This window comes from Delftia acidovorans SPH-1 (genome assembly GCF_000018665.1).
GTDB classification, from domain to species: Bacteria; Pseudomonadota; Gammaproteobacteria; order Burkholderiales; family Burkholderiaceae_C; genus Comamonas; species Comamonas acidovorans.
In genome coordinates, this window is the sequence record NC_010002.1 from 1,177,546 (window position 1) to 1,202,059 (window position 24,514).

Here is a 24,514-nt window from a genome sequence, read left to right on the forward strand (position 1 = left end):
GTAGGCCGGTCCGGCCCGCAGGGGCCAGGCGTCCTCATATTCAACTCACTCACTCACTGTCTATGTGTGCTGCTCTTCGCCCAGGCGCACGCTGATGGCGCGCAGCCGGAACGAGAGCTTGCGCGCCAGCAGCGCCATCAGCTTGGCGGCCAGCGCGGCGTCCTTGGCCATCATCTCGTCCAGCGCCTCGGCGCTGAGCACGCCGATCTCGCAGTCGGTCAGCGTGGTGCAGCTGGAAAAGCGCGGCCCGCCGTCCAGCAGGGACATCTCGCCCAGGATGTCGCCGGGCCGCGTCTGCGCCAGGCGCATGCGCTCGCCCCAGGGCTGCTGGCGCTCCACGGCGATCTGGCCGGACAGCACCACGGCCATGAAGCTTCCGTTCTCTTCCTGGCGGATCACGTCGCGTTGCGGTGCCACGGCCGCGTAGATGAAGTATTCACTGAGCCGCTGCAGGCTGGCCGCATCCAGCTGGCCCAGGTAGCGGTCGCGCGACCACAGCTGCTCCAGCTGGCCCCCGCCGCCGCGCGGCAGCCGCGTGGCCCCTACCTCGATGGCGCGCGCCTCCCAGGGAACGGGAGGAGTGTGCGGGTCCATGAAGCCATGCGCCGCCAGCGTGGTCGTGAAGAAGGCCGACTCGGAGGCCGGGGCCGAAGGCTCCTGGCCGCTTCGCAGCTTGCGGAAAATGCTTTTCATGGCGCGTGGCGAGAGGCTGGGCGGGTGGCGGTCAGCCCGGGAAGTTGTCCGGTATCTTGGCCTTGGCGCGGGCTTCCGCGGGGCTGATCAGGTTGCGCCGCACCAGATCGGTCAGGTTCTGGTCCAGCGTCTGCATGCCCACATTCTGACTCGTCTGGATGGTGGAGTACATCTGGGCCACCTTGGCCTCGCGTATCAGGTTGCGGATGGCGCTGGTGCCCAGCATGATTTCGTGGGCCGCGATGCGGCCCTGGCCGTCCTTGGTCTTGCACAGCGTCTGCGAGATCACGGCCTGCAGCGATTCGGAGAGCATGGCGCGCACCATCTCCTTTTCCTCGGCGGGGAAGACGTCGATGATGCGGTCGATGGTCTTGGCGGCGCTGGAGGTGTGCAGGGTGCCGAAGACCAGGTGGCCCGTCTCGGCCGCGGTCATGGCCAGGCGGATGGTTTCCAGGTCACGCATTTCGCCCACCAGGATGGCGTCCGGGTCCTCGCGCAGCGCCGAGCGCAGGGCGGCCGAGAACGACTGCGTCATCGGCCCGACTTCACGCTGGTTGATCAGGCACTTCTTGGAGTCGTGCACGAATTCGATGGGGTCCTCCACCGTCAGGATGTGCCCGTACTCGGTCTCGTTGAGGTGGTTGACCATGCCGGCCAGCGTGGTGGACTTGCCCGAGCCCGTGGGGCCGGTCACCAGCACCAGGCCGCGCGGCTTCAGGGCCAGGTCGCCGAAGATGCGTGGCGCGTTGAGCTGCTCCAGCGTCAGGATCTTGCTGGGAATGGTCCGGAAGACGGCGGCCGCGCCCCGGTACTGGTTGAAGGCGTTGACACGAAAGCGCGCCAGCCCCTCGATCTCGAACGAGAAGTCCACCTCCAGGAACTCCTCGTAGGCCTTGCGCTGGGAGTCGCTCATGATGTCGTAGACCATGGCGTGGACCGTCTTGTGGTCCAGCGGATCGACATTGATGCGGCGCACATCGCCGTGCACACGGATCATCGGCGGCAGCCCCGCGGACAGGTGCAGGTCGGAGGCCTTGTTCTTGACGCTGAATGCCAGCAATTGGGTGATGTCCACGGAGTTCGCTCCCTCGTTTGGTACGCTGGCGGCAATTATGACGACGATTGAAAACAAGCTTCAACAGATTCACGAACGGATTGCCTCGGCCTGCGCGCAGGCGGGCAGGGCATCCGGCTCGGTGCAATTGCTGTCCGTCTCCAAGACCTTCGGCGCCGACGCCGTGCGCGAGGCCGTGCTGGCCGGCGAGCGCAGCTTCGGCGAGAACTACATCCAGGAGGGCGTGGACAAGATCGCCGCCGTGCGCGCCATGGGCCTGCCGGGCGGCGAGACCCTGCAATGGCATTGCATAGGCCCCATCCAGAGCAACAAGACGCGCCTGGTGGCCGAGCATTTCGACTGGGCCCAGACCGTGGACCGCCTGAAGATCGCCGAGCGCCTGTCGGCCCAGCGCCCCGAGGGCCTGGCGCCGCTGCAGGTCTGCATCCAGCTGAACGTGGATGGCGGCGAGACCAAGGCCGGCGTGGCGCCGCAGCAGGCGCTGGAGCTGGCCGCCGCCATCGTGCAGCTGCCGCGCCTGGCGCTGCGCGGCGTGATGAGCATTCCCGACGATGCGCCGGGCTTCGAGGCCCAGCGCGAGGTGCATGCGCGCGCCACCACCGTCTTCGAACAGATCCGCGCCAGCGGCCTGCCGGGGCTGGAGCGCTTCGACACGGTTTCCATGGGAATGACCGGCGACCTGGAAGCGGCCGTGGCCGCAGGCAGCACGATGGTGCGCGTGGGCAGCGGCATCTTCGGCCAGAGAAACTACGCCCCGCGCTGAGCGGGGCGTAGCTGGCCTGACTGGCGGGGCAGGCCGCCTCAGCGCCCGCCAGGCCGCTTCATCTGGCAGTACGTGGGCAATTCCACCTGCTCGGGCGTGTAGACGGCATCGGTGCGAAAGCCGTAGTTCGTGCCTTCCCAGCCGGCCTTGACCAGCTTGCCGTCCACGGGCGCGATGGTGTTGACCACCTGGGGCAGCAGCAGCTGGTGGTCCTTGCCGCGCATGCGCACAGGGCCGACCACGGTGTCCATCTGCAAATCCTCCATGGCCAGCGCGATCTTCACGGGTTCGGTGGACTGTGCCTTGGCCATGGCGGCGGCCAGCATGCGCGGCACCAGGTCCATGCGCGGGGCCATGAAGTCCTTGCCCATGCGGGCCTTGTATTCCTGGGCGCGGGCGTCGGCCAGCGGGCGGCCGGCCTGGCCCGGGTGCCATTCGGCCACCCAGGTCAGCTGGCCGATGCGGGTCTGGGCGAAGGATGTCACCGTGCCCGGCATGCCGCCCGCGCTGTGGTTGAAGTAGCGCAGGTCATAGCCCGAGTCGGCGGCCGACTTGAGCAGCAGGGTCAGGTCCTGGCCCCAGTTGCCCGTGATCACCGAGTCCGCACCCGTTTCCTTGATCTTGGCCACATAGGGCGCGAAGTCCTTGACCCGGCCTATGGGGTGGAGCATCTCGCCCGTGAACTGGATGTCGGGCCGGGCCGCGCTCACCATCTGGCGCCCGTAGGCCGCCCACTGCTTGCCGTGGGCGTAGTCCTGGTTGAGCAGGTAGACCTTGCGGATGCCGGGCTGGGTCTTGATATAGCTGGCAATCGCCTGCATGCGCATGGCGGTGTTGGCATCGAACATGAAGTGCCAGAAGCTGCAGGCCTTGCCCGTCAGCTCGGGGTCGATGGAGGAGTGGTTGAGCACCAGCACCTCCTTGCCCGGATTGCGCTGGTTGTGACGCGATGCCGCCTGCACCAGCGCCGCCACCACCGAAGAGCCCGAACCTCCCGTCACCACCACGCGCGCGCCCTGGTCAATGGCCGCCTGCAACGCGGCCTGGCTTTCCTGGGCCGAGAGCTTGCTGTCGAACTGCAGCAGCTGCAGCTTCGCGCCGTTGAACAGCCCGCCCTTGGCGTTCACGTCCTCGACCGCGTATTGCACGTGGTCGCGCATCAGCTCGCCCGTGCTGACGAAGGGGCCGGACAGCGGATCGATGAAGGCGATCTTGAAGGTCTCGCCGCCCTGGGCGTGGGCGGCCGTGGCGCACAGCAGGGCGGTGGCGAGAACGATGGATGGTTGGGAATATCGTCGGATGCAATGGCGGCGGATCGGCATGTCTTGTCTCCTCGAAGGAATGGTCGTCAGTCCTTGCCGGGCGGCTCGGCGCGGGGCCGGCTGCGCCGTGCAGGCGTCTTTTTCGCGGGGGATGTGGCAATGGCTTCGGGCGCGGTGGCAGGCGCCGTGCGCAGGCCCAGCACGCGGCTGGCCAGCTCGGTCAGCTCGGCCACCATCTCGGCCGTGCCCAGGCGGCCGCCGGGGCGGTACCAGTTGTAGAGAAAGCCCGGCAGGCTGCAGGCGGCCTGGGCGGTGATGCGCGTCTCGCGGAAATCCAGATGGCCGCTGGCGCGGCCTTCTTCGAGCAGCGCGCAGAACTGGCGGTAGAAACGGCGCGCCAGCGTGCGCGAGGCTTTCATGTACGCGGGGCTGAAGGCCTGGGGCTCGCGGTAGGGAAAGAAGGCCGCCGGATAGTGGGCAATGGTGGCCGCGATCAGGCGCTGCAGGCCGTCCACGGCCTTCTCGTGCGCGGCGCGCGCATCGTCGGCCGCGAAGTCCAGCACCGTGAAGCAGGCCTCGGTGGGCGCCCAGCACAGGGTCTCGAAGATCTCCTGCTTGTTGCGGAAGTAGTAGTAGACGAAGGGCTTGGTCACGCCCAGGGCCTGGACGATCTGCTCCATCGTGGTGTTGGCGTAGCCGTTGCGGTCGAACAGGGCCTCGGCCGCCTTGAGGATGCGTTCGCGCTTTTCATCGGAGCCGGCCGTGGGAAGGCGCTGGCGGCCGCGCGGGGTGACAGGGGGCTTGGGCATGCGGGAAATCTCGTATCGCGTCGGTGGCTGCGATGGTTATACCGATGGGTAGCAATTTTCTACCAGAGGGTATATATTGGCAAGACGCCGATCCAAAAATCAGATCAAGGCTATCCTTTAGGACTGGTTCCGGGATGGCCAGACACCCAGGAGACAAGCATGGCGGATTCCGAGACCCTCATTCCCCTGCATGAGGCCCTGCGCCGCAATGCGCGCAACCACCCCGGCCGCGACGCCTACATCTGGTATGGCCGCCACATCAGCTGGGCCGAGGTGGATGCGGCCAGCGACGCCTTTGCCGCGCGGCTGCAGGCGCTGGGCGTGGGCCGAGGCGAGCCCGTGGCGCTGTTCATGAACAACTGCCCGCAGTACATCGTGGCGCACTACGGCATCCAGAAGATCGGCGCCATCGTCTGCCCCTGCGGGCCGCTGAACAAGGAGCATGAGCTGCAGTACCAGCTCGATGACCTCAAGGCCCGCGTCATCGTCGCGGCCGATGTGCTGCTGCCCGTGGTGGACAAGGTGCGCGCCAGCACGGCGCTCAGGCATGTGCTGGCCGTGCGCTATGGCGACTGGCTTCCTGAATCGGCCACGCTGGCACTGCCGCCCGAACTGCTGGCCCCCGTGCAGCCGCTGCCCGAGGGCGTGGAATCGTTCTGGGATGTCATGCACAGCGGCGCCAAGCCCGTGCCCGTCGATGTCGCCATGGACGATGTCTCGCTGATGACCTATACCTCGGGCACCACGGGCCTGCCCAAGGGCGCCATGCTCAGCTACGGCAACGCGGCCAGCAAGACGGCCGGCGCCTCCAGCGCCACGGGCGTGAACGCCGGGGACATGCTGCTGGCCGTGGCGCCGCTCTATCACATTGCCGGCATGTCCATGGGCGTGAACATGCCCGTGCACAGCGGCGCCACCTGCGTGCTGCTGCACCGCTTCGACCCGCTGGCCGTGGCCCAGGCGCTGGAGCGCTACCGCGTGACCTGGTGGTACAGCATCGCGCCCATGAACGTGGCCGTGATGCAGCTGCCGGGCGTGGAGGCCATGGACTTTTCCGCGCTGCGCCGCAACACGGTGACCAGCTTCGGCATTGCCTACACCGAGGAGCTGGCGCGGCAGTGGAAGCGCTTCACCCCGAACTGCATCTCCAGCGAGGCGGCCTATGGCCTCAGCGAGACCCACACCATGGACACCTCCATGCCGGGCGACGCCATCCGCTGGGGCACGCACGGCAAGCCGCTGCCCGGCAACGAGGTGCGCATCATCGACCCCGAGACCGGCGAGCCCCTGCCGGCCGGCGAAGTGGGCGAGATCACCATCCGCGGCCCCGGCAACTTCAAGGGCTACTGGAACAAGCCCGAGGCCACGGCCAGGACCCTGAAGAACGGCTGGGTCCACACGGGCGACATGGGCCGCATCGACGCCGATGGCTACCTGACCTTCATCGGCCGCTTCAAGGAAATGATCAAGGTCTCGGGCTACAGCGTCTTCCCCGAGGAGGTGGAAGCCATCCTCATCAAGCATCCGGCCGTGGCCCAGGCCGCCGTGATCGGCGTGCCCGACCCGCACAGGGGCGAGGTCGTGCGCGCCTTCATCGTCACGCGGCCGGGCCGGCAGATCGCGGCCGAGGATCTTGTGCAGTGGTCGCGCGAGAACATGGCCAGCTACAAGGCGCCGCGCGAGGTGCGTTTCATCGAGGCGCTGCCTGCCACCGGCGCGGGCAAGGTGCTGCGCAGGATGTTGAAAGACACCCCCTGAGTCGCTTCGCGCCTTCCCCCTCTCTACCCGCTTCGCGGGGGAGGGGGACGACACCTTCGGTGCGGGGCGGCCCTTCCTCGGTGCCCCTTGCATTTGAGGGCGCCAGTTGCAAACGCTGTTGACCATTGATACCGGACCTTTTACCCATGTTCCAGAAGATCCTGATTGCCAACCGCGGCGAGATCGCGCTGCGCATCGTGCGCGCGCTGCGCGAGCTGGGTGTGCCGAGCCTGGCCGTCTTTGCCGCAGACGATGCGCAGGCGCCCCATGTATCCGCTGCCGATGCAGCCGTGCCCCTGGGCGCCAGCGGCCCCTCGGCCTACCTGGACGGCGCCCACCTGCTGCGCATTGCGCGCGAGCACGGCTGCGACGGCATCCATCCGGGCTACGGCTTTCTCAGCGAGAACGCGGGCTTTGCCCAGGCCTGTGCCGATGCGGGCCTGCGCTTCATCGGCCCCGCGCCGGAGCACCTGGCGCTGCTGGGCGACAAGGCCCGCGCACGCGATCTGGCGCGCCGCTGCGGCGTGCCGCTGATGCCGGGCAGCAGCGAGGCTGTCACGCTGGAACAGGCCCAGGCCTTCTTCGAGGCGCAGCAGGCCGGGGGCGCCAGCGGCATCATGGTCAAGGCCATCGGCGGCGGCGGCGGGCGCGGCATGCGTGCCGTGGCGCGCGCCGAGGACCTGCCTGCCGCCTATGAGCGCTGCCGCAGCGAGGCGCGCGCCGCCTTCGGCGTGGACGGCGTCTATGTGGAGCGGCTGATGACGGGCGCACGCCATATCGAGGTGCAGATCCTGGGCGACGGCGGCGCAGGCCCCATCGCGCTGGGCGAGCGTGAATGCACGCTGCAGCGGCGCTTCCAGAAGCTGGTCGAGATCGCGCCCAGCCCCAGCTTGGCGCAGCCGCTGCGCGAGCGCATCACGCGCGACGCGCTGCGCATGGCCGCCGAGATCGGCTACGAGAGCCTGGGCACCTTCGAATTCCTGGTCGATGCGGTCTCCGACTCCCTGCCCTATGTCTTCATCGAGGCCAACCCGCGCCTGCAGGTGGAGCACACCATCACCGAGGAGGTCTTCGGCATCGACCTCGTGCAGGCCCAGATCCGCGTGGCGGCCGGCGATCACCTTGGAGAGCTGGGCCTGGATGCCAGGACGCCGCCCGCGCCGCGCGGCTATGCCATGCAGTGGCGCATCAATGCCGAGACGCTGGATGCCGCAGGCCAGTCGCGCCCCGGCAGCGGGCGCATAGGCGCACTGCAGTGGCCGGCCGGGCCCGGCATCCGCATCGACACGCATGCGGTGGCGGGCGCCAGCCCCTCGCCGCACTACGACACGCTGCTGGCCAAGCTCATCGTGCACAGCAGCGGGCCGCGCTTTGAAGACGTGCTTCGCCGCGCACGTCGCGCACTGGACGAATGCCGCATCGACGGGCTGGCCACCAACCTGCCGCTGCTGCAGGCGCTGGCCCGGCGGCCCGAGATGGCATCGCAGGCCGTGCACACACGCTGGCTTGAAGAGGCCCTTCCCGAGTTGGTGGCGGACGCCCAGGCGCTGGCCGAAGGCGCGCGCCACACGGATGCGGCCGCCGAGGTTCCGGCGGCGGCCGAGGCTGCTGGCGCGCCCGTCCCCCAAGGCGCCCTCACGGCCCCCATGCCCGCGCGCATCGTGCAGTGGAGCGTGGCCGTGGGCGATTCCGTGGCCGCAGGCGCCGAGCTGGGCGTGCTCGAAGCCATGAAGATGGAGCATGTGCTGCTGGCGCCGCAGGCCGGCACCATCACCCGACTGCTGGCCGAGGCCGGTGCCTATGTGGCCCAGGACCAGCCCCTGCTGGTGCTGGCCGCCGCCGAAGGCGTGCAGGCCGACGCACGCGCGCAGCAGTCCGCACAGGACCCGGACCACATCCGCGCCGACCTGCAGCGCGTCATCGACCGCCATGCCTTCACGCGCGATGCTGCCCGGCCCGAGGCCATGGCCAAGCGCCATGCCCAGGGCAGCCGCAGCGCGCGCGAGAACATCGCCGACCTCTGCGATGAGGGCAGCTTCATCGAATACGGTGCGCTGGCCATTGCCGCGCAGACGCGCCGGCGCAGCATGGACGACCTGATCGCCAACACGCCGGCCGACGGCATGGTCACGGGCATGGGCTCCATCAACGGCGCGCAGTTCGGCCAGGAGCGCTCGCGCGCCGTCGTCATGTCCTATGACGCCACCGTGCTGGCGGGCACCCAGGGCGCGCGCAACCATGCCAAGACCGACCGCATGCTGGGCATTGCGCTGGCCCAGAAGCTGCCCGTGGTGCTGTTCGCCGAAGGCGGCGGCGGGCGGCCCGGTGACACCGACACGCCCGTGGTCGCGGGCCTGCATGTGCACACCTTCGCGGCCTATGCGGCCCTGTCGGGCCAGGTGCCCGTGATCGGCATCACCCATGGCCGCTGCTTCGCGGGCAACGCGGCCCTGCTGGGCTGCAGCGACGTGATCATCGCCACGCGCGCCAGCTGCATCGGCATGGGCGGGCCGGCCATGATCGAGGGCGGCGGGCTGGGCGTCTTCCGGCCCGAACAGATCGGGCCCAGCAGCGTGCAGCATGCCAATGGCGTGATCGACGTGCTGGTCGAGGACGAGGCCGAAGCCGTGGCCGCCGCGCGCCACTACCTGTCCTTCTTCCAGGGCCGCACCACGGAGTGGACCGCGCCCGACACGCGCGCCCTGCGCCATGTGGTGCCCGAGAACCGGCTGCGTGCCTATGACACGCGTGCGGCCATGGCGCATCTGGTGGACGAAGGCAGCCTGCTGATGCTGCGCACGGGCTTTGGCGCAGGCATCCACACGGCGCTGGCGCGCATCGAAGGCCGGCCCGTGGGGCTGATGGCCAACAACCCCTCCCACCTGGGCGGCGCCATCGACGCCGATGCGGCCGACAAGGCCGCGCGCTTCATGCAACTGTGCAATGCCCATGGCCTGCCCATCGTGAGCCTGGTGGACACGCCCGGCTTCATGGTCGGCCCCGAGATCGAGAAGACCGCCCAGGTACGCCATGTCAGCCGCCTGTTCGTCACGGCGGCCAAGCTGCGCGTGCCGTATTTCAGCGTGGTGCTGCGCAAGGGCTACGGCCTGGGGGCCATGGGCATGACGGCCGGCAGCTTCCATGCGCCGGTGTTCAACGTGGCCTGGCCCACGGGCGAGTTCGGCGCCATGGGTCTGGAAGGCGCCGTGCGCCTGGGCTTTCGCAAGGAACTGGAGGCCCTGCCCGAGGGCGCCGAACGCAACGCCCTGTTCGACCGGCTGCTGGCCCAGCAGTACGCCCACGGCGAGGCCATGCACATGGCCGGCACGCTGGAGATCGATGCCGTCATCGACCCCGCCGACACGCGCGCCTGGCTGTCGCGCGGCCTGGCAGGGGCGCGCGTTGCGCCTGCCCAAGCCGGCTTCGTGGACACCTGGTAGGCCCTGAAAACGCCATGGACGGCATGCTAAGCTGGCCGCCTTTCCGACGAACATGATGGCGGGCCTGCAGTGCAGGCCCCGCTGCCTCTGGAGACCCCCCATGCCCGGACTTCTGCCCGATATCGATCCCGACGGCCTGCTCGAATTCTCGGTGGTCTACACCGACCGCGCGCTCAACCACATGTCCAAGCGCTTCGCGGGCGTGATGCAGGACATCCTCACCACGCTGCAGGAGGTCTACCACGCCCACACGGCCGTGCTGGTGCCGGGCAGCGGCACCTTCGGCATGGAGGCCGTGGCGCGCCAGTTCGCCAACCGCGAAAAGGTGCTCATCGTGCGCAATGGCTGGTTCAGCTACCGCTGGACCCAGATCTTCGAGGAAGGCGGCCTGGGCGGTGGCGCCGTGGTCTGCAAGGCGCGTCGCCAGGGACCGGGCAGCCAGGACCCCTGGGCGCCCTGCGCGGCCGAGGACGTGGCCGCCGCCATCCGCACTGAAAAACCCAAGGTCGTGTTCGCCCCCCATGTGGAGACGGCCAGCGGCATCATCCTCAGCGACAGCTACCTGCGCGCCGTGGCCGATGCCGCGCACGAGGTGGGCGCGCTCTTCGTGCTGGACTGCGTGGCCTCGGGCGCCATGTGGGTGGACATGGAAAAGACCGGCGTGGACGTGCTGATCAGCGCGCCGCAAAAGGGCTGGAGCAGCTCGCCGTGCTGCGCCATGGTCATGCTCTCGCAGCGTGCGCGCGAAGCCATCGAGCACACGCAAAGCTCCAGCTTCTCCTGCGACCTCAAGAAGTGGATGCAGATCGCCGAGGGCTACGAAAAGGGCCAGCACGCCTACCACACCACCATGCCCACCGACGCCCTGGTCCGCCTGCGCGACGTGATGCTGGAGACGCGCGCCTACGGCTTCGCCAAGGTGCGCGACGAGCAGATCGCCCTGGGCGCCAAGGTGCGTGCCCTGCTGGAGTCGCGCGGCTTTCCCAGCGTGGCGGCCGAAGGCTGGAAGGCTCCCGGCGTCGTCGTCAGCTACACCACCGACCCCGGCATCCAGAGCGGCAAGAAGTTCATGGAAGCCGGCCTGCAGACCGCCTCGGGCGTGCCCCTGCAGTGCGACGAAGGCCCGGACTTCAAGACCTTCCGCATCGGCCTGTTCGGCCTGGAAAAATGGCACAACGTGGACCGCACCGTCGGCCACATCGCCAAGGCCCTTGACGACATCGGTGTCCCCGCCAAGGCGTGAACCCGCTGCAAACATTGCATTGAAAGAACCCTCATGAACAAGACCCTCACCACCCTGGCCGCCTCCTGCGGCCTGATGCTCGCCGCGATGACCGGCGTGGCTGCCCATGCGGCCGAGCCCGTCACCACGGCCAGCGGCCTGGTCTATGAAAGCCTCAAGGAAGGCACGGGCGCCAGCCCCAAGGCCAGCGACACGGTGCGCGTGCACTACCGCGGCTACTTCCCCGACACGGGCAAGGACTTCGACAGCTCCATCACACGTGGCCAGCCCATCGAGTTCCCCTTGACCGGCGTGATTCCCTGCTGGACCGAAGGCGTGCAGAAGATGAAGGTCGGCGGCAAGGCCAAGCTGACCTGCCCGCCCTCCATCGCCTACGGCAGCCGTGGCGCGGGCAGCGTGATCCCGCCCAACGCCACGCTGAACTTCGAGGTGGAACTGCTGGGCATCAAGTGATGGCCGGCCCGCTGGCCGGGCCAGCCCCCGCTTGATGCAAAGCCGGCCTGCGGGCCGGCTTTTTTACGGTCGTTGAAAGGGATATGCCGTGGATTCACGCAAACCGCTGGACGCGCGCGCCGCCGCGCTGATGCTCATGCTGTGCCTGATCTGGAGCCTGCAGCAGATCCTGCTCAAGGCCACGGCCGATGCCATTGCGCCCACGCTGCAGATCGCGCTGCGCTCGGGCGTGGGCGCCGTACTGGTGTGGCTGTTCATGCGCTGGCTCGGCATGCGCGTGCAGTGGGGCGACGGCAGCTGGCGCCCGGGCCTAGCCGTGGGCACGCTGTTTGCGCTGGAATTTCTGCTGGTGGGCGAGAGCATCAACCACACCTCGGCCGCCCATGTGGTGGTCTTCCTGTATTCCGCTCCCGTGTTCGCGGCGCTGGGCCTGCACTGGAAGCTGCCCTCGGAGCGCCTGGCGCCGCTGCAATGGCTGGGCATCGCACTGGCCTTTGCCGGCATAGCGCTGGCCTTCCTTGGCGGCGGCAAGCCTTCGAAGGCGGGCGGCGCCGCCATGCTGCTGGGCGACCTGCTGGCGCTGGCCGCCGGCGTGGCCTGGGGCGCCACCACGGTGGCCATCCGCACCACGCGGCTGGCATCGCTGCCCGCCGCGCAGACCCTGCTCTACCAACTGGCCACCGGCTTTGCGCTGCTGCTGCCCGCCGCCTTCCTGCTGGGCCAGACCCGCTTCGAGCCCACGCCGCTGGCCTGGGCCGGCCTGGCCTTCCAGTCCGTGCTGGTCTGCTTCGTGAGCTTCCTGGTCTGGTTCTGGCTGCTCACGCAATACCTGGCCTCGCGCCTGGGCGTGTTCTCGTTCATGACGCCCATCTTCGGCGTGGTCTTCGGTGCCTGGCTGCTCAGCGAGCCCATCGAGCCCAACTTCCTGGCCGGGGCACTGATGGTGCTGGCCGGGGTGCTGCTGGTGAGCGGGTATGGGTGGCTGATGTCGCTCAGGCGGTGAGGCCAGGGATCAGGCCGGCCGGGGTAGCGGATCCGTGCCCTCGTTGAGCACGGAAAGATAGCGCCGATAGCTGAAGACCCGGCCTCGCTTGCGGCCGGTCACTTCCTCGATGATGCCCAGGCGCTGCAAGTCGGCGAGCGCCGTGTTGACGGTGGGCGAGGACAGTCCTGTCTGCCGGACCAGTTGGTTCGACGTCAGGAAGGGGTTGAGCTGGAACAGGTCGTGGATGCGCAGTGTGGAGTTGGCGCGCTCGCCTTCGGTCGCGATGCGCTCGCGGTCCTGCCTGAACAGGTCGACGATATGGGTGGCGGCCTCGAAGGCCTGGTTCGCGGTCTGTGCCACGCCGGTGAGAAAGAAGTCGAGCCAGGCTTCCCAATTGCCGTTCTCGCGCACTTCCTGGAGCAGCCGGTAGTACTCGGCCCGGTGCGTCTTGAGAAAAAGGCTGAGGTAGAGCAGCGGCTTGTTCAGCACGCCGTTGATGCAGAGATACAGCGTGACCAGCAGGCGACCGATGCGGCCATTGCCATCGAGGAACGGATGCAGTGTCTCGAATTGCACGTGCAGCAGGCCCGCCTTGATGAGGGCGGGCAGGCGGGAGGCATCTTCGTGCATGAAGCGTTCAAAGGCGTCGAGGCAGGGGCCGAGCTCGTTGACGGGCGGCGGCACGAACAAGGCGTTGCCTGGACGCGTGCCGCCAATCCAGTTCTGCGAGCGCCGGAACTCGCCGGGGCTTTTGGTGCCGCCGCGTGCGCTTTGCAACAGCCGGCCATGCATCTCGCGGATCAGGCGCAGTGACAGCGGCAGGTCCCGCAGGCGCTCCAGTCCGTACATCATCGCGTCCACATAGTTCGAAACTTCGCGGATGTCGTCGATGGGCTGGCCCGCCTGGGCCTCGGCTTCGAAGCGCAGCAGGTCCGACAGCGTCGATTGCGTGCCCTCGATCTGCGAAGAAAGCACGGCCTCCTTGCGCACGTACATGTAGAGGAACAGCTCCTGGCGGGGCAGCAGCATGGTGATGCCATCGAGCCGTCCCAGCGCACGCTCGGCAAGGCTGAGCTTTTCCAGGAGCGCGAGCACATCGATGGCCGGCTCCGGCGGAAGCGGTGGCGGCACGAAGGCGCGCACCTTTTCGCCCGCTGCGGATGTCTCGATGAAGCGGCCAAGCCGCTGGCTGGTAGGGGAATCGGGCATGGGCTGACTATGGCTTCGGACGCTTATTTAAGCAAATGCGGTTTTTCTTAAATAACGAGAGCGCCAAGTTAAGCAGACTTAAATAAGCCTTCGTCTCAAGGCGGCGGGCCGGCCGCATGATCCCTCATGCCAGTCCCAGCCGCCGCGCCAGCCGCTGCAGGTTGGCGCGGTCCATCTGCAGCTCGCGTGCGGCGGCGGCCCAGCTGCCTTGGTGGCGCTGCAGGCTGGCGTCGATCAGATGGCGCTCGTAGCTCTCCACGGCTTCGCGCAGGCCTTGGGGGTTGGCGCCGGGCGATGCGGCCTGTGGGAGGGGCAGGGACGGGGTGGCCGTCGCCGGGGGCTGAGCGTCATCCCGGAGATCGGCCTGGCCCAGCGTGACCATGCGAGCCCGGCCACCGGCTGGAGCGGCAAAGGGCGCACGGCTCAGAGCCCGCAGCACGCCGCGGCTGATGAGGTGCTCCAGCTCCCGGACATTGCCGGGCCAGTCCTGGGCGAGCAAGGCCGATTGCGCGGCGGGGTGCAGGCGCAGGCCGCCCAGGCCCAGGCGCGAACGGTTTTCCTCGAGGAAGAAGCCGGCCAGCATCAGCACGTCGCTGTCGCGCTCGCGCAGCGCGGGCACGCGCAGCGGGTACACGCTCAGGCGGTGGAAGAAATCGGCGCGCATGCGGCCTGCCGCCACCTCGGCGGCCAGGTCGCGGTTGGTGGCGGCGATCACGCGCACGTCCACATGGTGCTCGCGGTCCGAGCCCAGGCGCTGCAGCTGGCCGCTTTGCAGCACGCGCAGCAGCTTGGCCTGCACGGGCAGGGACAGCTCGCCCACTTCGTCCAGGAACAGCGTGCCCTGGTCGGCCTGCTCGAACTTGCCGCTGCGCTCGGACAGCGCGCCCGTGAAGGCGCCGCGCACATGGCCGAACAGCTCGCTTTCGACCAGGTTGTCGGGCAGGGCCGCGCAGTTGATGCTGACCAGCGCCCGGCCTGCACGCGCCGACTGCGCATGCACGGCCTGGGCCACCAGTTCCTTGCCCGTGCCGGTCTCGCCCGTGATCAGCACGTTGAGGTCGCTGGCCGCGACCAGGGCGATGTCCTTTTGCAGCGCGCGCATGGCCGGGCTCTGGCCGATCAGCGGACGCGATGACTCGCCCCCCGGGGCGGCGCCGGGCGCGGGCAGGGCGCGCGCACTGCGCGCCAACCGGCGCAGCCGCTCGGCCGTGGTCACGGTGGCCGCCGCCAGGTTGCTGAAGGCCTGCAGCGCCGCCAGCGCGGCCGGGTCGGCAAAGCGCCCCGGGTCCAGCGCGTCCAGCGTGAGAAGGCCCCAGGGCAGGCCGCCCGTCTGCAGCACGCAGCCCATGCAGTCGTGCACCTCCAGCGGCCCGTGGCCCTGGGCCACCAGGCCGTCATAGGGGTCGGGCAGCGGGCTGTCGGGCGCAAAGCGCATGGCCTGGCCCGCCGCCAGCAGCTGGGCAAAGCGCGGGTGCTCGGCAATGCGAAAGCGCCGGCCCAGCGCATCGGGCACCAGGCCATCGATGGCCACGGGCCGCAGCCACTCGCCCTCCAGCCGCAGCAGGGCGGCGGCATCGGCCGGCAGCACGGCGCGCAGGGCTGCCAGCAGGCGGCGAAAGCGCTCGCGCTCGGGCAGGTCCTGGGCCAGGTCGGCCACCAGAGGGGTCAGGGCATGCAGGGCGGTGGATGTGGTCATAAAGACTGCGATAGCTGTCAAAAAGACTCGATTTGATGAAGGTCATATTGACGCATGAAACGCCAAACCCTTGTTCTGCAAGGGCGGCAGTCCTGGCACGGCACTTGCCTTTGTCAAGGCATGCCGGGCATCGCACCGGGCATGCCCGTCCCCGTACCCAAGGAGTTTCCCGTGCTGACCGACCGCCAACGTGCCATCGTCCAATCCACCGTCCCGCTGCTTGAAACCGGCGGCGAGGCTTTGATCACCCACTTCTACCAGACCATGCTGGGCGAGTACCCCGAGGTGCGCGCCCTGTTCAGCATGGCCCACCAGCAAAGCGGTGCCCAGCCGCGTGCCCTGGCCTATAGCGTGCTCATGTACGCCAAGCACATCGACCGGCTCGAAGCCCTGGGCGATCTGCCCGCGCAGATCATCAACAAGCACGTTGCGCTGCAGGTGCAGCCCGAGCACTACCCCATCGTCGGCACCTGCCTGCTGCGCGCCATCCGCGAAGTGCTGGGCGCCGAGATCGCCACCGACGAGGTCATCGATGCCTGGGGCGCCGCCTACCAGCAGCTGGCCGACATCCTGATCGGCGCCGAACGCCAGGCCTATGACCGCACGGCGGCGGCCGAGGGCGGCTGGCGCGGCGAGCGCGCCTTCGTGGTCGAGGACAAGGTGGCGGAAAGCGCCGAGATCACCTCGTTCTACCTGGTGCCGGCCGATGGCGGCCCCGTGATCGCCCACCAGCCCGGCCAGTACATCGGCCTGCGCCTGGTGGTGGACGGGCAGGAGCAGCGGCGCAACTACTCGCTGTCCGCGCCCGCCGATGGCCGCAGCCTGCGCATCAGCGTCAAGCGCGAGGCAGGTGGCAAGGTCTCCAACTTCCTGCACGACCGGGTCCGCGTCGGCGACACGCTGCAGCTGTTCCCGCCCGCAGGCCACTTCACGCTGCAGCCCGGCGAGCGTCCGCTGGTGCTGATCAGCGGGGGCGTGGGCATCACGCCGACCCTGCCCATGCTGGATGCGGCCTTGCCCAGCAAGCGTCCCGTGGTCTTCATCCACTGCGCGCGTGAGCGCGGTGTTCATGCCTTCCGTGAACGTGTGGATGCGCTGGCCGCAGTGCATCCGCAGCTCAGCCGGTACTACTGCTATGACCGGGTGGATGAGGGCGATGAGGCCGATGCGCAGGGGCTGCTGACCGCCCGGCAGTTGGGTGAGTGGCTGCCTTCAGTGGATGCCGATGTGTATTTCCTGGGGCCCCGGCCGTTCATGCGGTCGGTGAAGGAGTCGTTGCGTGTGCTGGGGGTGCCGGAAGGGCAGGTCCGCTATGAATTCTTTGGGCCGGCGGAGGCGTTGGCCTGATTTGCCGTCGATTCGCTCGGGTCCCCTGGCCTGAGTGGCGGAGCAGGGGCCGGGCCTTGGCCCGCCGTGCATCGGGCGATCAGCCCTGCACGGCCCACATGCCCTGGTTGTCCGACACCCACTCCCCAAACGCCTGTGCGGGCAAGGGCTTGCTGCACAGATAGCCCTGGAAGAAGTCGCACCCCTTGCCGCGCAGGAATGCCAGTTGCTCGGCCGTCTCCACGCCCTCGGCCAGAACCTTGAGCCCCATGGCATGCCCCAGCGCGATCACCGACCCGCTGATGGCCATGTCGTCCGCGCTGTGCGGAATATCGCGGATGAAGCCCTGGTCGATCTTGAGCAGGTCCAGCGGAAAGCGCTTGAGGTGGGCCAGCGAGGAATAGCCGGTGCCGAAGTCGTCGATGGCCAGCCGCAGGCCCTGGGCGCGCAGGCGGCGCATGACGGCCAGGGCCTCCTCGGGGCGCTCGGCCAGGGCGCTTTCGGTGATTTCCAGCTCCAGGCAGTGCGGGGCGAAGCCCGTGGCGGCCAGCGCGTCGGCGGTGGCGCCGGCGATGTCGGTCAGCAGGAACTGGTGCAGCGAGACATTGACCGCGATGGTCATCTCGGGCAGGCCCTGATCGCGCCAGCGCCGGCCCTGGGCGCAGGCCTCGCGCAGCACCCACAGGCCCAGCGCGCCGATGACACCCGAGCTTTCGGCCACGGGAATGAAGCGGGCCGGGGAGATGAGGCCCTCGTCCGGGTCCAGCCAGCGCACCAGGGCCTCGGCGCCCACCAGGCGGCCCGTGGCCAGGTCGATCTGGGGCTGGAAGTACAGGCGCAGGTGGCCCAGGTCTATGGCCTGCCGCAGCCGTGCCTCCATGGCCAGGCGCTCGCGCGCGGCCGAGGTCATGTCTTCCTCGAAGAAGCACCAGGCACGGCCGCTGCGCGACTTGGCGCCGTAGACGGCGGCGTGCGCGCCCTGCAGCAGGTCCTGGGCATTGCCGGCGTGGGAGGGATACATGCAGATGCCCACGCTGACGCCGGCCATGACGGACAGGCCGTCGGGCGAGCTCCAGGGCTGGCCGGCCGCCGCGATCAGTTGCCGTGCACGGGCGATGGCGTCGCCGCGCTCGCTCATGCCCTTGCACAGCACGGCCAGTTCGTCACCGGCCATGCGACCTATGAGGTCCTGGGGTCCCAGGGAGTCGTGCACACGGGCGGCGATGTGGCGCAGCACCTGGTCGCCAATGGCGTGGCCGTAGCTGTCGTTGACGTCCTTGAAGCGATCGATGTTCAGCAGCATCACGGCCAGCGTGCCCTGCTCGGCGGCCGCCTCGGCCACGGCGTCTTCCAGCAGCGCTGTGAAGCGCACGCTGTTGGGCAGGCCGGTGAGCATGTCGCGGTGGGCCAGGAATTCGAGCTGGGCCTCGCGCGCCTTCTCGGCCGAGATGTCGGTGAACATGCACACGTAGTGCGTGACCTTGCCCTGTGCGTCCTTGACGGCGCTGAGCGACATGCGCTCGGGGAAGACCTCGCCGTTCTTGCGGCGGTTCCAGATTTCGCCCTGCCAGTGGCCCGTGGCCTGCATGCTGTCCCACATGGCCTCGTAGAAGGCCTTGTCATGGCGGCCGGACTTGAACATGCGCGGGGTCTTGCCCAGCATCTCCTGCTCGGTATAGCCCAGCAGCCGCGTGAAGGCGCTGTTGACCGAGAGGATGCGGCTGCGCGCGTCGGTGACGACCACGCCCTCCATGGTGTTGTCCACCACGGCGGTGGCCAGGCGCTGGCGTTCGTCGGCCTCCCGCCCGGCGGCCATCGCGGCATGGGCAGTGCGCTCTCCACGGCGCATGCGCCACAGCAGCCAGCCGCCGCCCACGGCCGTGACCAGCACCAGGGTCACCGAGGACAGCATGCGCCGCTGCGCCGCCGCCTCGGGCGGAATCTGCAGGTGCGCCAGCAGCCATTCCACGCCCCAGAGCCACAGCAGACCTGCGCACACGTACAGGGTCATTGCGCCCCAGAGCGGTATTCGGGGCTGCTCTCCCTGATCTTGCATGTGGTTCCTCAGAACGTTCCCAGAACGTGTGACTTGCGCAGGGTCGTGTCCATGCTGCGACAATTGCGCCGCTATGACCCAAGCCTATATTCTTACCCTTTCGTGCCCCGACCGGCTCGGTCTGGTACATGCCGTCTCGGGCTTTCTGCTCGAGCAAGGCGGCAACATCGAAGAGGCCGCGCAGTATAACGACCCGGCCACCGGACTGTTCTTCATGCGCGTGCAATTTGCCTGCAACGGCTGCGATCCCGCGGCTCTGAGGGCGGCCCTGGCCGACCTGGGCGGCCAGTACCAGATGAAGTGGCGCCTGCACACCAAGGCAGAAGCCATGAAGACCGTGCTCATGGTCAGCAAGGAAGGCCACTGCCTCAACGACCTGCTGTTTCGCTGGAAGAGCGGCCTGCTGCCGGTGGACATCCGCGCCATCATCAGCAACCACCGCGAGTTCTACCAGCTGGCGGCCAGCTACAACATCCCCTTCCACCACATCCCCGTCACGGCTGCCACCAAGGCCCAGGCTGAGGCAAAGCAGTTCGAGATCATCGAGGCCGAAGGCGCCGAACTCGTGGTGCTGGCGCGCTACATGCAGGTGCTGTCCAACGACCTGTGCACCAAGCTGGCGGGCCGCGCGATCAATATCCACCACAGTTTCCTGCCCAGCTTCAAGGGCGCCAAGCCCTACTACCAGGCCCATGACCGCGGCGTGAAGCTGATCGGCGCCACGGCCCACTATGTGACGGCCGACCTGGACGAGGGCCCGATCATCGAGCAGGACGTGGCCCGCGCCGACCACACCGACACCGTGGAGGACCTCACGGCCCGCGGCCGCGACACCGAGAGCCAGGTGCTGGCCCGCGCCGTCAAGTGGCACAGCGAGCACCGCGTCATCCTCAACGGCCACAAGACCGTGGTCTTCCGCTGAAGCCGGCTCCCGGCCGCCCATGGCGAACGTGACCCTTGCCGCCGGCAGCGGCTTTGCCCCGCCCGGCAGCGGCGCCCGCCGCATCCCGCCCATACAGTGCCTGCTCACTTTCGAGGCGCTGGCGCGGCTGCGCAGCGTGACGCAGACGGCCGAGGAGCTGTGCGTCACGCCCAGCGCCGTCAGCCACCGCGTGCGCCAGCTCGAGCAGATCCTGGGCACGCGGCTGTTCGGCCGCTCGGACTTTTCGCTCACCACCGAAGGCAGCGCCTACCTGTCCCACGTGCGCGAGGGCCTGGGCGCGCTGCAGCGCTTTCCGGGCGAGGTGACGGCACCGGGCCGCCGCAGGCTCAAGCTCGCCGTCACGCCCACCTTTGCGCGCGTGATCCTGATCCCGCGCCTGCGCCAGTTCACGGAAACCTATCCCGAGATCGACATCGCCCTGCAGGTCTCCATCCCGCTGCTGGACGTGGTGGCCGAGGATGCCGACCTGATGGTGCGCTTCGGCCCCGGCCACTACGCCGATGTGGAGCACATCGAGCTGGCGCGCGACGTGGTCACGCCGCTGGCCTCGCCGGCCTTCATCCGCGAGCACGGCCCCTTCGAGCAGCCCCAGGACCTGGAAGGCATGCCCCTGCTGCGCAGCCCGCTGGAGCCCTGGCGCACCTGGTTCGGCGCCACCGGCCTGGACTGGCCCGAGCCGCACGAGGGCTCGCAGTTCAACGACATCGGCCTGATGTGCGACGCGGCCTCGGCCGGCATGGGCATCGCCCTGGTGCGCCACAAGCTGGGTGCGCCCTGGCTGGACAACGGCACCCTGGTGCGCCTGTTCGACGTGGACACGGCCAGCCCCCATGCCCACTACCTGTGCTGGCGTACCGGCACCATGGACCGCTGGGAATGCGCGGCCTTTGCTGAATGGTTGAAGAGGGCGATGGCCTGCTGAGGCGCCCATAACTGATTTCGCGGATTTCACGCACCGTTGCAATAAACATCAGCGCAGCCCCGCTGCACAAAGACGGCGGCATCGCCTAAAGTCAGGCTCCATGACTTCCGCCAGCTCCCCAGCCAGCCTCGCTCCCGGCGCCATGGCGTCGGCCGCCGCCGATGCGGCCCACCAGCAGCCCACAGTCTCCGAGCGCGCACGGCGCCAGGCCGAGGTCGTGGCCGCGCTGGCCCGCCATGTGCCCGCCCACGCCCTGCTGTGGAATGCCGAGGACACCACGCCCTATGAATGCGACGGCCTCACGGCCTACCGCCAGCGCCCGCTGGTGGTCTGCCTGCCCGAGACCGAGGCCCAGGTCCAGGCCGTGCTGCGAGCCTGCCACGCCATCCAGGTGCCCGTGATCGCGCGCGGCGCGGGCACCGGGTTGTCGGGCGGTGCCTTGCCCCATCCCATGGGCGTGACGCTGTCGCTGGCCAAGTTCAACAAGATCCTCCAGGTCGATGCGGCCAGCCGCACGGCCGTGGTGCAGTGCGGCGTGCGCAACCTGGCCATCAGCGAGGCCGCCGCGCCCTTCGGCCTGTACTACGCGCCCGATCCCAGCAGCCAGATCGCCTGCACCATCGGCGGCAACGTGGCCGAGAACTCGGGCGGCGTGCACTGCCTCAAGTACGGGCTGACGGTGCACAACGTGCTCAAGGTGCGCGGCTTCACCGTGGAGGGCGAGCCGGTGGAGTTCGGCTCCACGGCGCTGGACACGCCGGGCTTCGACCTGCTGGCCATCCTGGTCGGCAGCGAGGGCATGCTGGCCGTGACCACCGAAGTCACCGTGCGCCTGATCCCCAAGCCCCAGCTGGCGCGCTGCATCATGGCCAGCTTCGACGATGTGCGCAAGGCCGGCGACGCCGTGGCCGCCGTGATTGCGGCCGGCATCATCCCGGCCGGGCTGGAGATGATGGACAAGCCCATGACGGCCGCCGTCGAGGACTTCGTCAAGGCCGGCTACGACCTCACGGCCGAGGCCATCTTGCTGTGCGAGAGCGACGGCACGCCCGAGGAAGTCGAGGAAGAGATCGCCCACATGAGCGAGGTGCTGCGCGGCGCCGGGGCCACGGCCATCACCGTCAGCGAGAGCGAGGCCGAGCGCCTGCGCTTCTGGAGCGGGCGCAAGAACGCCTTTCCCGCCAGCGGGCGCATCAGCCCCGACTACATGTGCATGGACTCCACCATCCCGCGCAAGCGCCTGGCCGACATCCTGCTGGCCATCCAGGAGATGGAAAAGAAATACGGCCTGCGCTGCGCCAACGTCTTCCACGCGGGCGACGGCAACCTGCACCCGCTGATCCTGTTCGATGCCAACGACCCCGACGAGCTGCACCGCTGCGAGCTGTTCGGCGCCGACATCCTGGAGACCAGCGTGGCCATGGGCGGCACGGTCACGGGCGAGCATGGCGTGGGCGTGGAAAAGCTCAACTCCATGTGCACCCAGTTCACCACGGCCGAGAACGACCAGATGTTCGCGCTCAAGGCCGCCTTCGACCCGCAGGCCCTGCTCAACCCCGGCAAGGTGATTCCCACGCTCAACCGCTGCGCCGAGTACGGAAAGATGCTGGTGCGCGGCGGCCAGATCTCACACCCGGACCTGCCGAGATTCTGAGGCGCCGTGCAACGGGCGCGGTGCAACCGGCTCCGTGCAAAGAGCACTGTGCAACGACCACCATGCAACCCGCTGGTCACGGCTGCTGCAGGCAGCGCAGCCACAGCCCGTCGAGTGCGCGGGCCAGCGCAGCTTCCTGCCGGGGCACGGCCAGGTCCTCCGCGAGGTCTTCGATCATGGCCTCCAGTGGTACGGCATGGGACAGGGTGCGCATGCCGCATTCCATCGCCAAGGCGGTGTCCAGGTAGACCACGCGCGCACCGGCCACGCTCCAGCGCGTGAGTTCGCGCACACGGCCGACCTGGTTCAGCCGCAGGCGCATGGCCTCCAGCCGCTCGGCCAGGGATCTGCGGATGCGCTCCCCTGTCTCGGGCCGGTCCTCCTCCAGTCTGCGCAGCGCCGCCTCCTGCTGCTCTAGCGTGCGCTCCAGTGCCCGCAGAGCCGCCTCGCGCCCCAGCCGTGCCTCGTCGTAGCGCGGCAGGGCTGCACGCATGCGCTCCAGCGTCTGCTGGCGTTCGCGTGCGTAGACCGGCTCGGCGGGGCGCCCGGAACGCACGCAAGCGTCGGCGGCCAGCACCAGCCGCTGCGGAGCTGCTTCGGCGCCCAGCCCTTGCGGACGGAAGCTGCGGCAGTCTGTCATTTCCTCCAGCATGCGCAGGTCTTCCAGGTGCAGGCGCATGCGTTCCGCGTCCTTCTGCGCCTCAAGCCGATGGCGGCCCAGCATCTCCTGGCGCTGGCGCTCCAGCATCAGCAATTCGCGCCAGCCGCCACGCAGCCGGGCCTCGAACCGCGCCTGCTCGCCATCGGCCGCTTGCTGCAGCTGCTCGGCATCCTGGCGCAGACGCAGCTGCAGGTATCCATGCGTGCCTGATCTCTCGCAGGTGTACTCGACGATGCGCCCGCCGCTTCCATCGCCCACGCTGCGCCATGCACTGCGCGCGCATGCGTTCCTCTCCTGGAGCACCTGGCCTATCGAAACCCCCGATGCACCGCCCCAGGACGCGGCCCGCACCGCCAGGACATCACCGTCGTCACCGCCGCAACCGCCCAGCACCAGTACAAGGCTCGAGGGCAGCAGCCACACTCGTTGCCAACGCATTTGCTCCCCCGTGCATGTGATTTCCAGATCGATGGTTGATATTAACTATCAATCAAAAAGAGATGTGATTTTTATCAATACTCACATCTCAATCAGACCAATCCCATAGCGTTCGCGCATGCAGGATGCAAAGCAGCGGTTTGCTCAAAAATTACGTGATTCAATGCAGGCCCAGGGCTATGAAGCCAGGCCTGCCGTGCTGGAGCACGAGTTCAATTCCCGTTTCTGGGGCAAGCCCATGTCCCAGCACGGCGTGCGCCTTTGGCTGGTCGGCAAGACCATGCCCAACGCCAAGAAGCTCGCTGCGCTGGCCGACTGGCTGCAGGTGCCGCTGGAGGAGTTCCTGCGCTCGCCGCAGCAGGTTCGCGAGGTGCGCGAGCCCAAGAGCGCCTGGTCCGCAGGCCTGGGCTACGAGGACAACGAGCTGTTCAAGATCTACCTGCGCCTTCCCGTGCCCAAGCGCCGGCTGGCGCGCGACGTGATCCTGGCCATTGCGCGCGCCCATGATGCCGAGGAAGCGGAACGCGCCGCAGGCTCGTAGCCAGGCGGCGCGTCGGGTTTGCATTGATCCGGCACCTGCGGGGCACGGGCCCCGCCTGCGCATCAGCCACCCATGGCACGCTGGCGTGCATCGCGCTGGGCGGGCGTTTCGTTGATCAGTTCATTGATCACTTCCTGGCGTGTCTTGCCCGCGCCGGTCTGCGGCGCGGGAGCCGGATAGACGCTGGCATTGAAGCGCGAAGTGCCGCCCTGGCGCACGGCTGCCTCGGCGTCGGCAATCACCTGGGCGCGTGTCTTGCTGCTCTTGAAATGCTCGGGGTGGACGACGGCGCCCGCCTCGTTGTTGGCCGGGTGGATGTATCCGGCCGCCGATGCCATGCCGGGCAGCAGCAGCGCTGCCGATGCGGCCAGGCCGGCGATGAGGGTGGCGGGGGTGAAGCGGCGTTGCGACATGATGTGATTCCTTTCAGGCACGTTGGTAATTCGTTCTCCCCACGCCCCGCGATGCGGAACGCCGAGGAGAGGACTCCAATGTAGAAATCACGTGCCCACACCAGCCCCACAGGATGGTGACATTGCTGTCATACAACCGACATACGCCAAAAGCATCCCAAAAAAAAAGGCCAC

At 68.5% G+C, this 24,514-nt stretch carries 20 protein-coding genes; 11 read left to right on the forward strand and 9 right to left on the reverse strand.

Annotated elements, in window-relative coordinates:
- Positions 1 to 60: 60 nt before the first annotated feature.
- Both DACI_RS05415 and DACI_RS05420 read right to left on the reverse strand, forming a co-directional pair.
- Positions 61 to 693: a cyclic nucleotide-binding domain-containing protein gene (locus DACI_RS05415; RefSeq protein ID WP_012202998.1), complete on the reverse strand. Its 633-nt coding sequence runs from the start codon at positions 691 to 693 to the stop codon at positions 61 to 63.
- A 31-nt stretch (positions 694 to 724) separates the two neighbouring features.
- Positions 725 to 1,768: a type IV pilus twitching motility protein PilT gene (locus tag DACI_RS05420; RefSeq protein WP_012202999.1), complete on the reverse strand. Its 1,044-nt coding sequence runs from the start codon at positions 1,766 to 1,768 to the stop codon at positions 725 to 727.
- Between the two features lie 37 nt (positions 1,769 to 1,805).
- Between DACI_RS05420 and DACI_RS05425 the strand changes: the two genes are divergently transcribed.
- Positions 1,806 to 2,531, forward strand: a complete 726-nt coding sequence (locus tag DACI_RS05425) for a YggS family pyridoxal phosphate-dependent enzyme (protein WP_012203000.1) — start codon at positions 1,806 to 1,808, stop codon at positions 2,529 to 2,531.
- A gap of 38 nt (positions 2,532 to 2,569) precedes the next feature.
- Here DACI_RS05425 and DACI_RS05430 read toward each other — a convergent pair whose 3' ends face one another.
- On the reverse strand, positions 2,570 to 3,853 hold the full coding sequence (locus tag DACI_RS05430) for a branched-chain amino acid ABC transporter substrate-binding protein (RefSeq protein WP_012203001.1): 1,284 nt from the start codon (positions 3,851 to 3,853) through the stop codon (positions 2,570 to 2,572).
- A 26-nt stretch (positions 3,854 to 3,879) separates the two neighbouring features.
- Positions 3,880 to 4,602 (reverse strand): TetR/AcrR family transcriptional regulator, encoded by a 723-nt coding sequence (locus DACI_RS05435; RefSeq protein ID WP_012203002.1) that lies wholly within the window; start codon positions 4,600 to 4,602, stop codon positions 3,880 to 3,882.
- A gap of 159 nt (positions 4,603 to 4,761) precedes the next feature.
- Between DACI_RS05435 and DACI_RS05440 the strand changes: the two genes are divergently transcribed.
- The 5 genes from DACI_RS05440 to DACI_RS05460 all read left to right on the forward strand — a co-directional run bounded on the left by DACI_RS05440 (position 4,762) and on the right by DACI_RS05460 (position 12,499).
- Positions 4,762 to 6,360 carry an AMP-binding protein gene (locus DACI_RS05440; RefSeq protein ID WP_012203003.1) on the forward strand — a complete coding sequence of 533 codons (1,599 nt, stop codon included), beginning with the start codon at positions 4,762 to 4,764 and terminating at the stop codon, positions 6,358 to 6,360.
- Positions 6,361 to 6,506: 146 nt separating this feature from the next.
- The gene (locus tag DACI_RS05445) at positions 6,507 to 9,800 is read left to right on the forward strand and encodes a carboxyl transferase domain-containing protein (RefSeq protein ID WP_012203004.1); all 3,294 of its coding nucleotides are present in this window, start codon (positions 6,507 to 6,509) and stop codon (positions 9,798 to 9,800) included.
- Between the two features lie 100 nt (positions 9,801 to 9,900).
- A complete protein-coding gene (locus DACI_RS05450) occupies positions 9,901 to 11,043 on the forward strand; it encodes a pyridoxal-phosphate-dependent aminotransferase family protein (RefSeq protein ID WP_012203005.1) in 1,143 nt (380 codons plus the stop codon).
- 33 nt (positions 11,044 to 11,076) lie between these two features.
- A complete protein-coding gene (locus DACI_RS05455; RefSeq protein ID WP_012203006.1) occupies positions 11,077 to 11,496 on the forward strand; it encodes an FKBP-type peptidyl-prolyl cis-trans isomerase in 420 nt (139 codons plus the stop codon).
- Between the two features lie 88 nt (positions 11,497 to 11,584).
- Positions 11,585 to 12,499 (forward strand): DMT family transporter, encoded by a 915-nt coding sequence (locus DACI_RS05460; protein WP_012203007.1) that lies wholly within the window; start codon positions 11,585 to 11,587, stop codon positions 12,497 to 12,499.
- A 9-nt stretch (positions 12,500 to 12,508) separates the two neighbouring features.
- Here the strand turns inward: DACI_RS05460 and DACI_RS05465 are convergent, their stop codons facing one another.
- Complete coding sequence (locus tag DACI_RS05465; RefSeq protein ID WP_012203008.1) at positions 12,509 to 13,690, reverse strand: Fic family protein; 1,182 nt, start codon at positions 13,688 to 13,690, stop codon at positions 12,509 to 12,511.
- Positions 13,691 to 13,814: 124 nt separating this feature from the next.
- Positions 13,815 to 15,386, reverse strand: a complete 1,572-nt coding sequence (gene norR / locus DACI_RS05470) for a nitric oxide reductase transcriptional regulator NorR (protein WP_012203009.1) — start codon at positions 15,384 to 15,386, stop codon at positions 13,815 to 13,817.
- A 120-nt stretch (positions 15,387 to 15,506) separates the two neighbouring features.
- Here norR and hmpA point away from each other — a divergent pair, with 120 nt between their 5' ends.
- On the forward strand, positions 15,507 to 16,733 hold the full coding sequence (gene hmpA, locus DACI_RS05475) for an NO-inducible flavohemoprotein (protein ID WP_012203010.1): 1,227 nt from the start codon (positions 15,507 to 15,509) through the stop codon (positions 16,731 to 16,733).
- A 79-nt stretch (positions 16,734 to 16,812) separates the two neighbouring features.
- Here hmpA and DACI_RS05480 read toward each other — a convergent pair whose 3' ends face one another.
- A complete protein-coding gene (locus DACI_RS05480) occupies positions 16,813 to 18,768 on the reverse strand; it encodes a putative bifunctional diguanylate cyclase/phosphodiesterase (RefSeq protein ID WP_192812306.1) in 1,956 nt (651 codons plus the stop codon).
- 73 nt (positions 18,769 to 18,841) lie between these two features.
- On the opposite strand from DACI_RS05480, the gene purU reads away from it, so the two are divergent.
- From purU to DACI_RS05495, 3 genes are all read left to right on the forward strand, one after another.
- The gene (gene purU, locus DACI_RS05485) at positions 18,842 to 19,690 is read left to right on the forward strand and encodes a formyltetrahydrofolate deformylase (protein ID WP_013804418.1); all 849 of its coding nucleotides are present in this window, start codon (positions 18,842 to 18,844) and stop codon (positions 19,688 to 19,690) included.
- A gap of 19 nt (positions 19,691 to 19,709) precedes the next feature.
- On the forward strand, positions 19,710 to 20,633 hold the full coding sequence (locus DACI_RS05490) for a LysR substrate-binding domain-containing protein (RefSeq protein ID WP_012203013.1): 924 nt from the start codon (positions 19,710 to 19,712) through the stop codon (positions 20,631 to 20,633).
- Positions 20,634 to 20,775: 142 nt separating this feature from the next.
- Positions 20,776 to 22,287: an FAD-linked oxidase C-terminal domain-containing protein gene (locus DACI_RS05495; RefSeq protein WP_013804417.1), complete on the forward strand. Its 1,512-nt coding sequence runs from the start codon at positions 20,776 to 20,778 to the stop codon at positions 22,285 to 22,287.
- Between the two features lie 76 nt (positions 22,288 to 22,363).
- On the opposite strand, the gene DACI_RS05500 is transcribed toward DACI_RS05495, so the two are convergent.
- Positions 22,364 to 23,386, reverse strand: coding sequence for a hypothetical protein (locus tag DACI_RS05500; RefSeq protein ID WP_012203015.1), 1,023 nt, complete (start codon positions 23,384 to 23,386; stop codon positions 22,364 to 22,366).
- A gap of 118 nt (positions 23,387 to 23,504) precedes the next feature.
- Between DACI_RS05500 and DACI_RS05505 the strand changes: the two genes are divergently transcribed.
- On the forward strand, positions 23,505 to 23,927 hold the full coding sequence (locus tag DACI_RS05505; protein WP_013804415.1) for a hypothetical protein: 423 nt from the start codon (positions 23,505 to 23,507) through the stop codon (positions 23,925 to 23,927).
- 62 nt (positions 23,928 to 23,989) lie between these two features.
- Here DACI_RS05505 and DACI_RS05510 read toward each other — a convergent pair whose 3' ends face one another.
- Positions 23,990 to 24,340 carry a DUF4148 domain-containing protein gene (locus DACI_RS05510; protein ID WP_012203017.1) on the reverse strand — a complete coding sequence of 117 codons (351 nt, stop codon included), beginning with the start codon at positions 24,338 to 24,340 and terminating at the stop codon, positions 23,990 to 23,992.
- Positions 24,341 to 24,514: the final 174 nt, after the last annotated feature.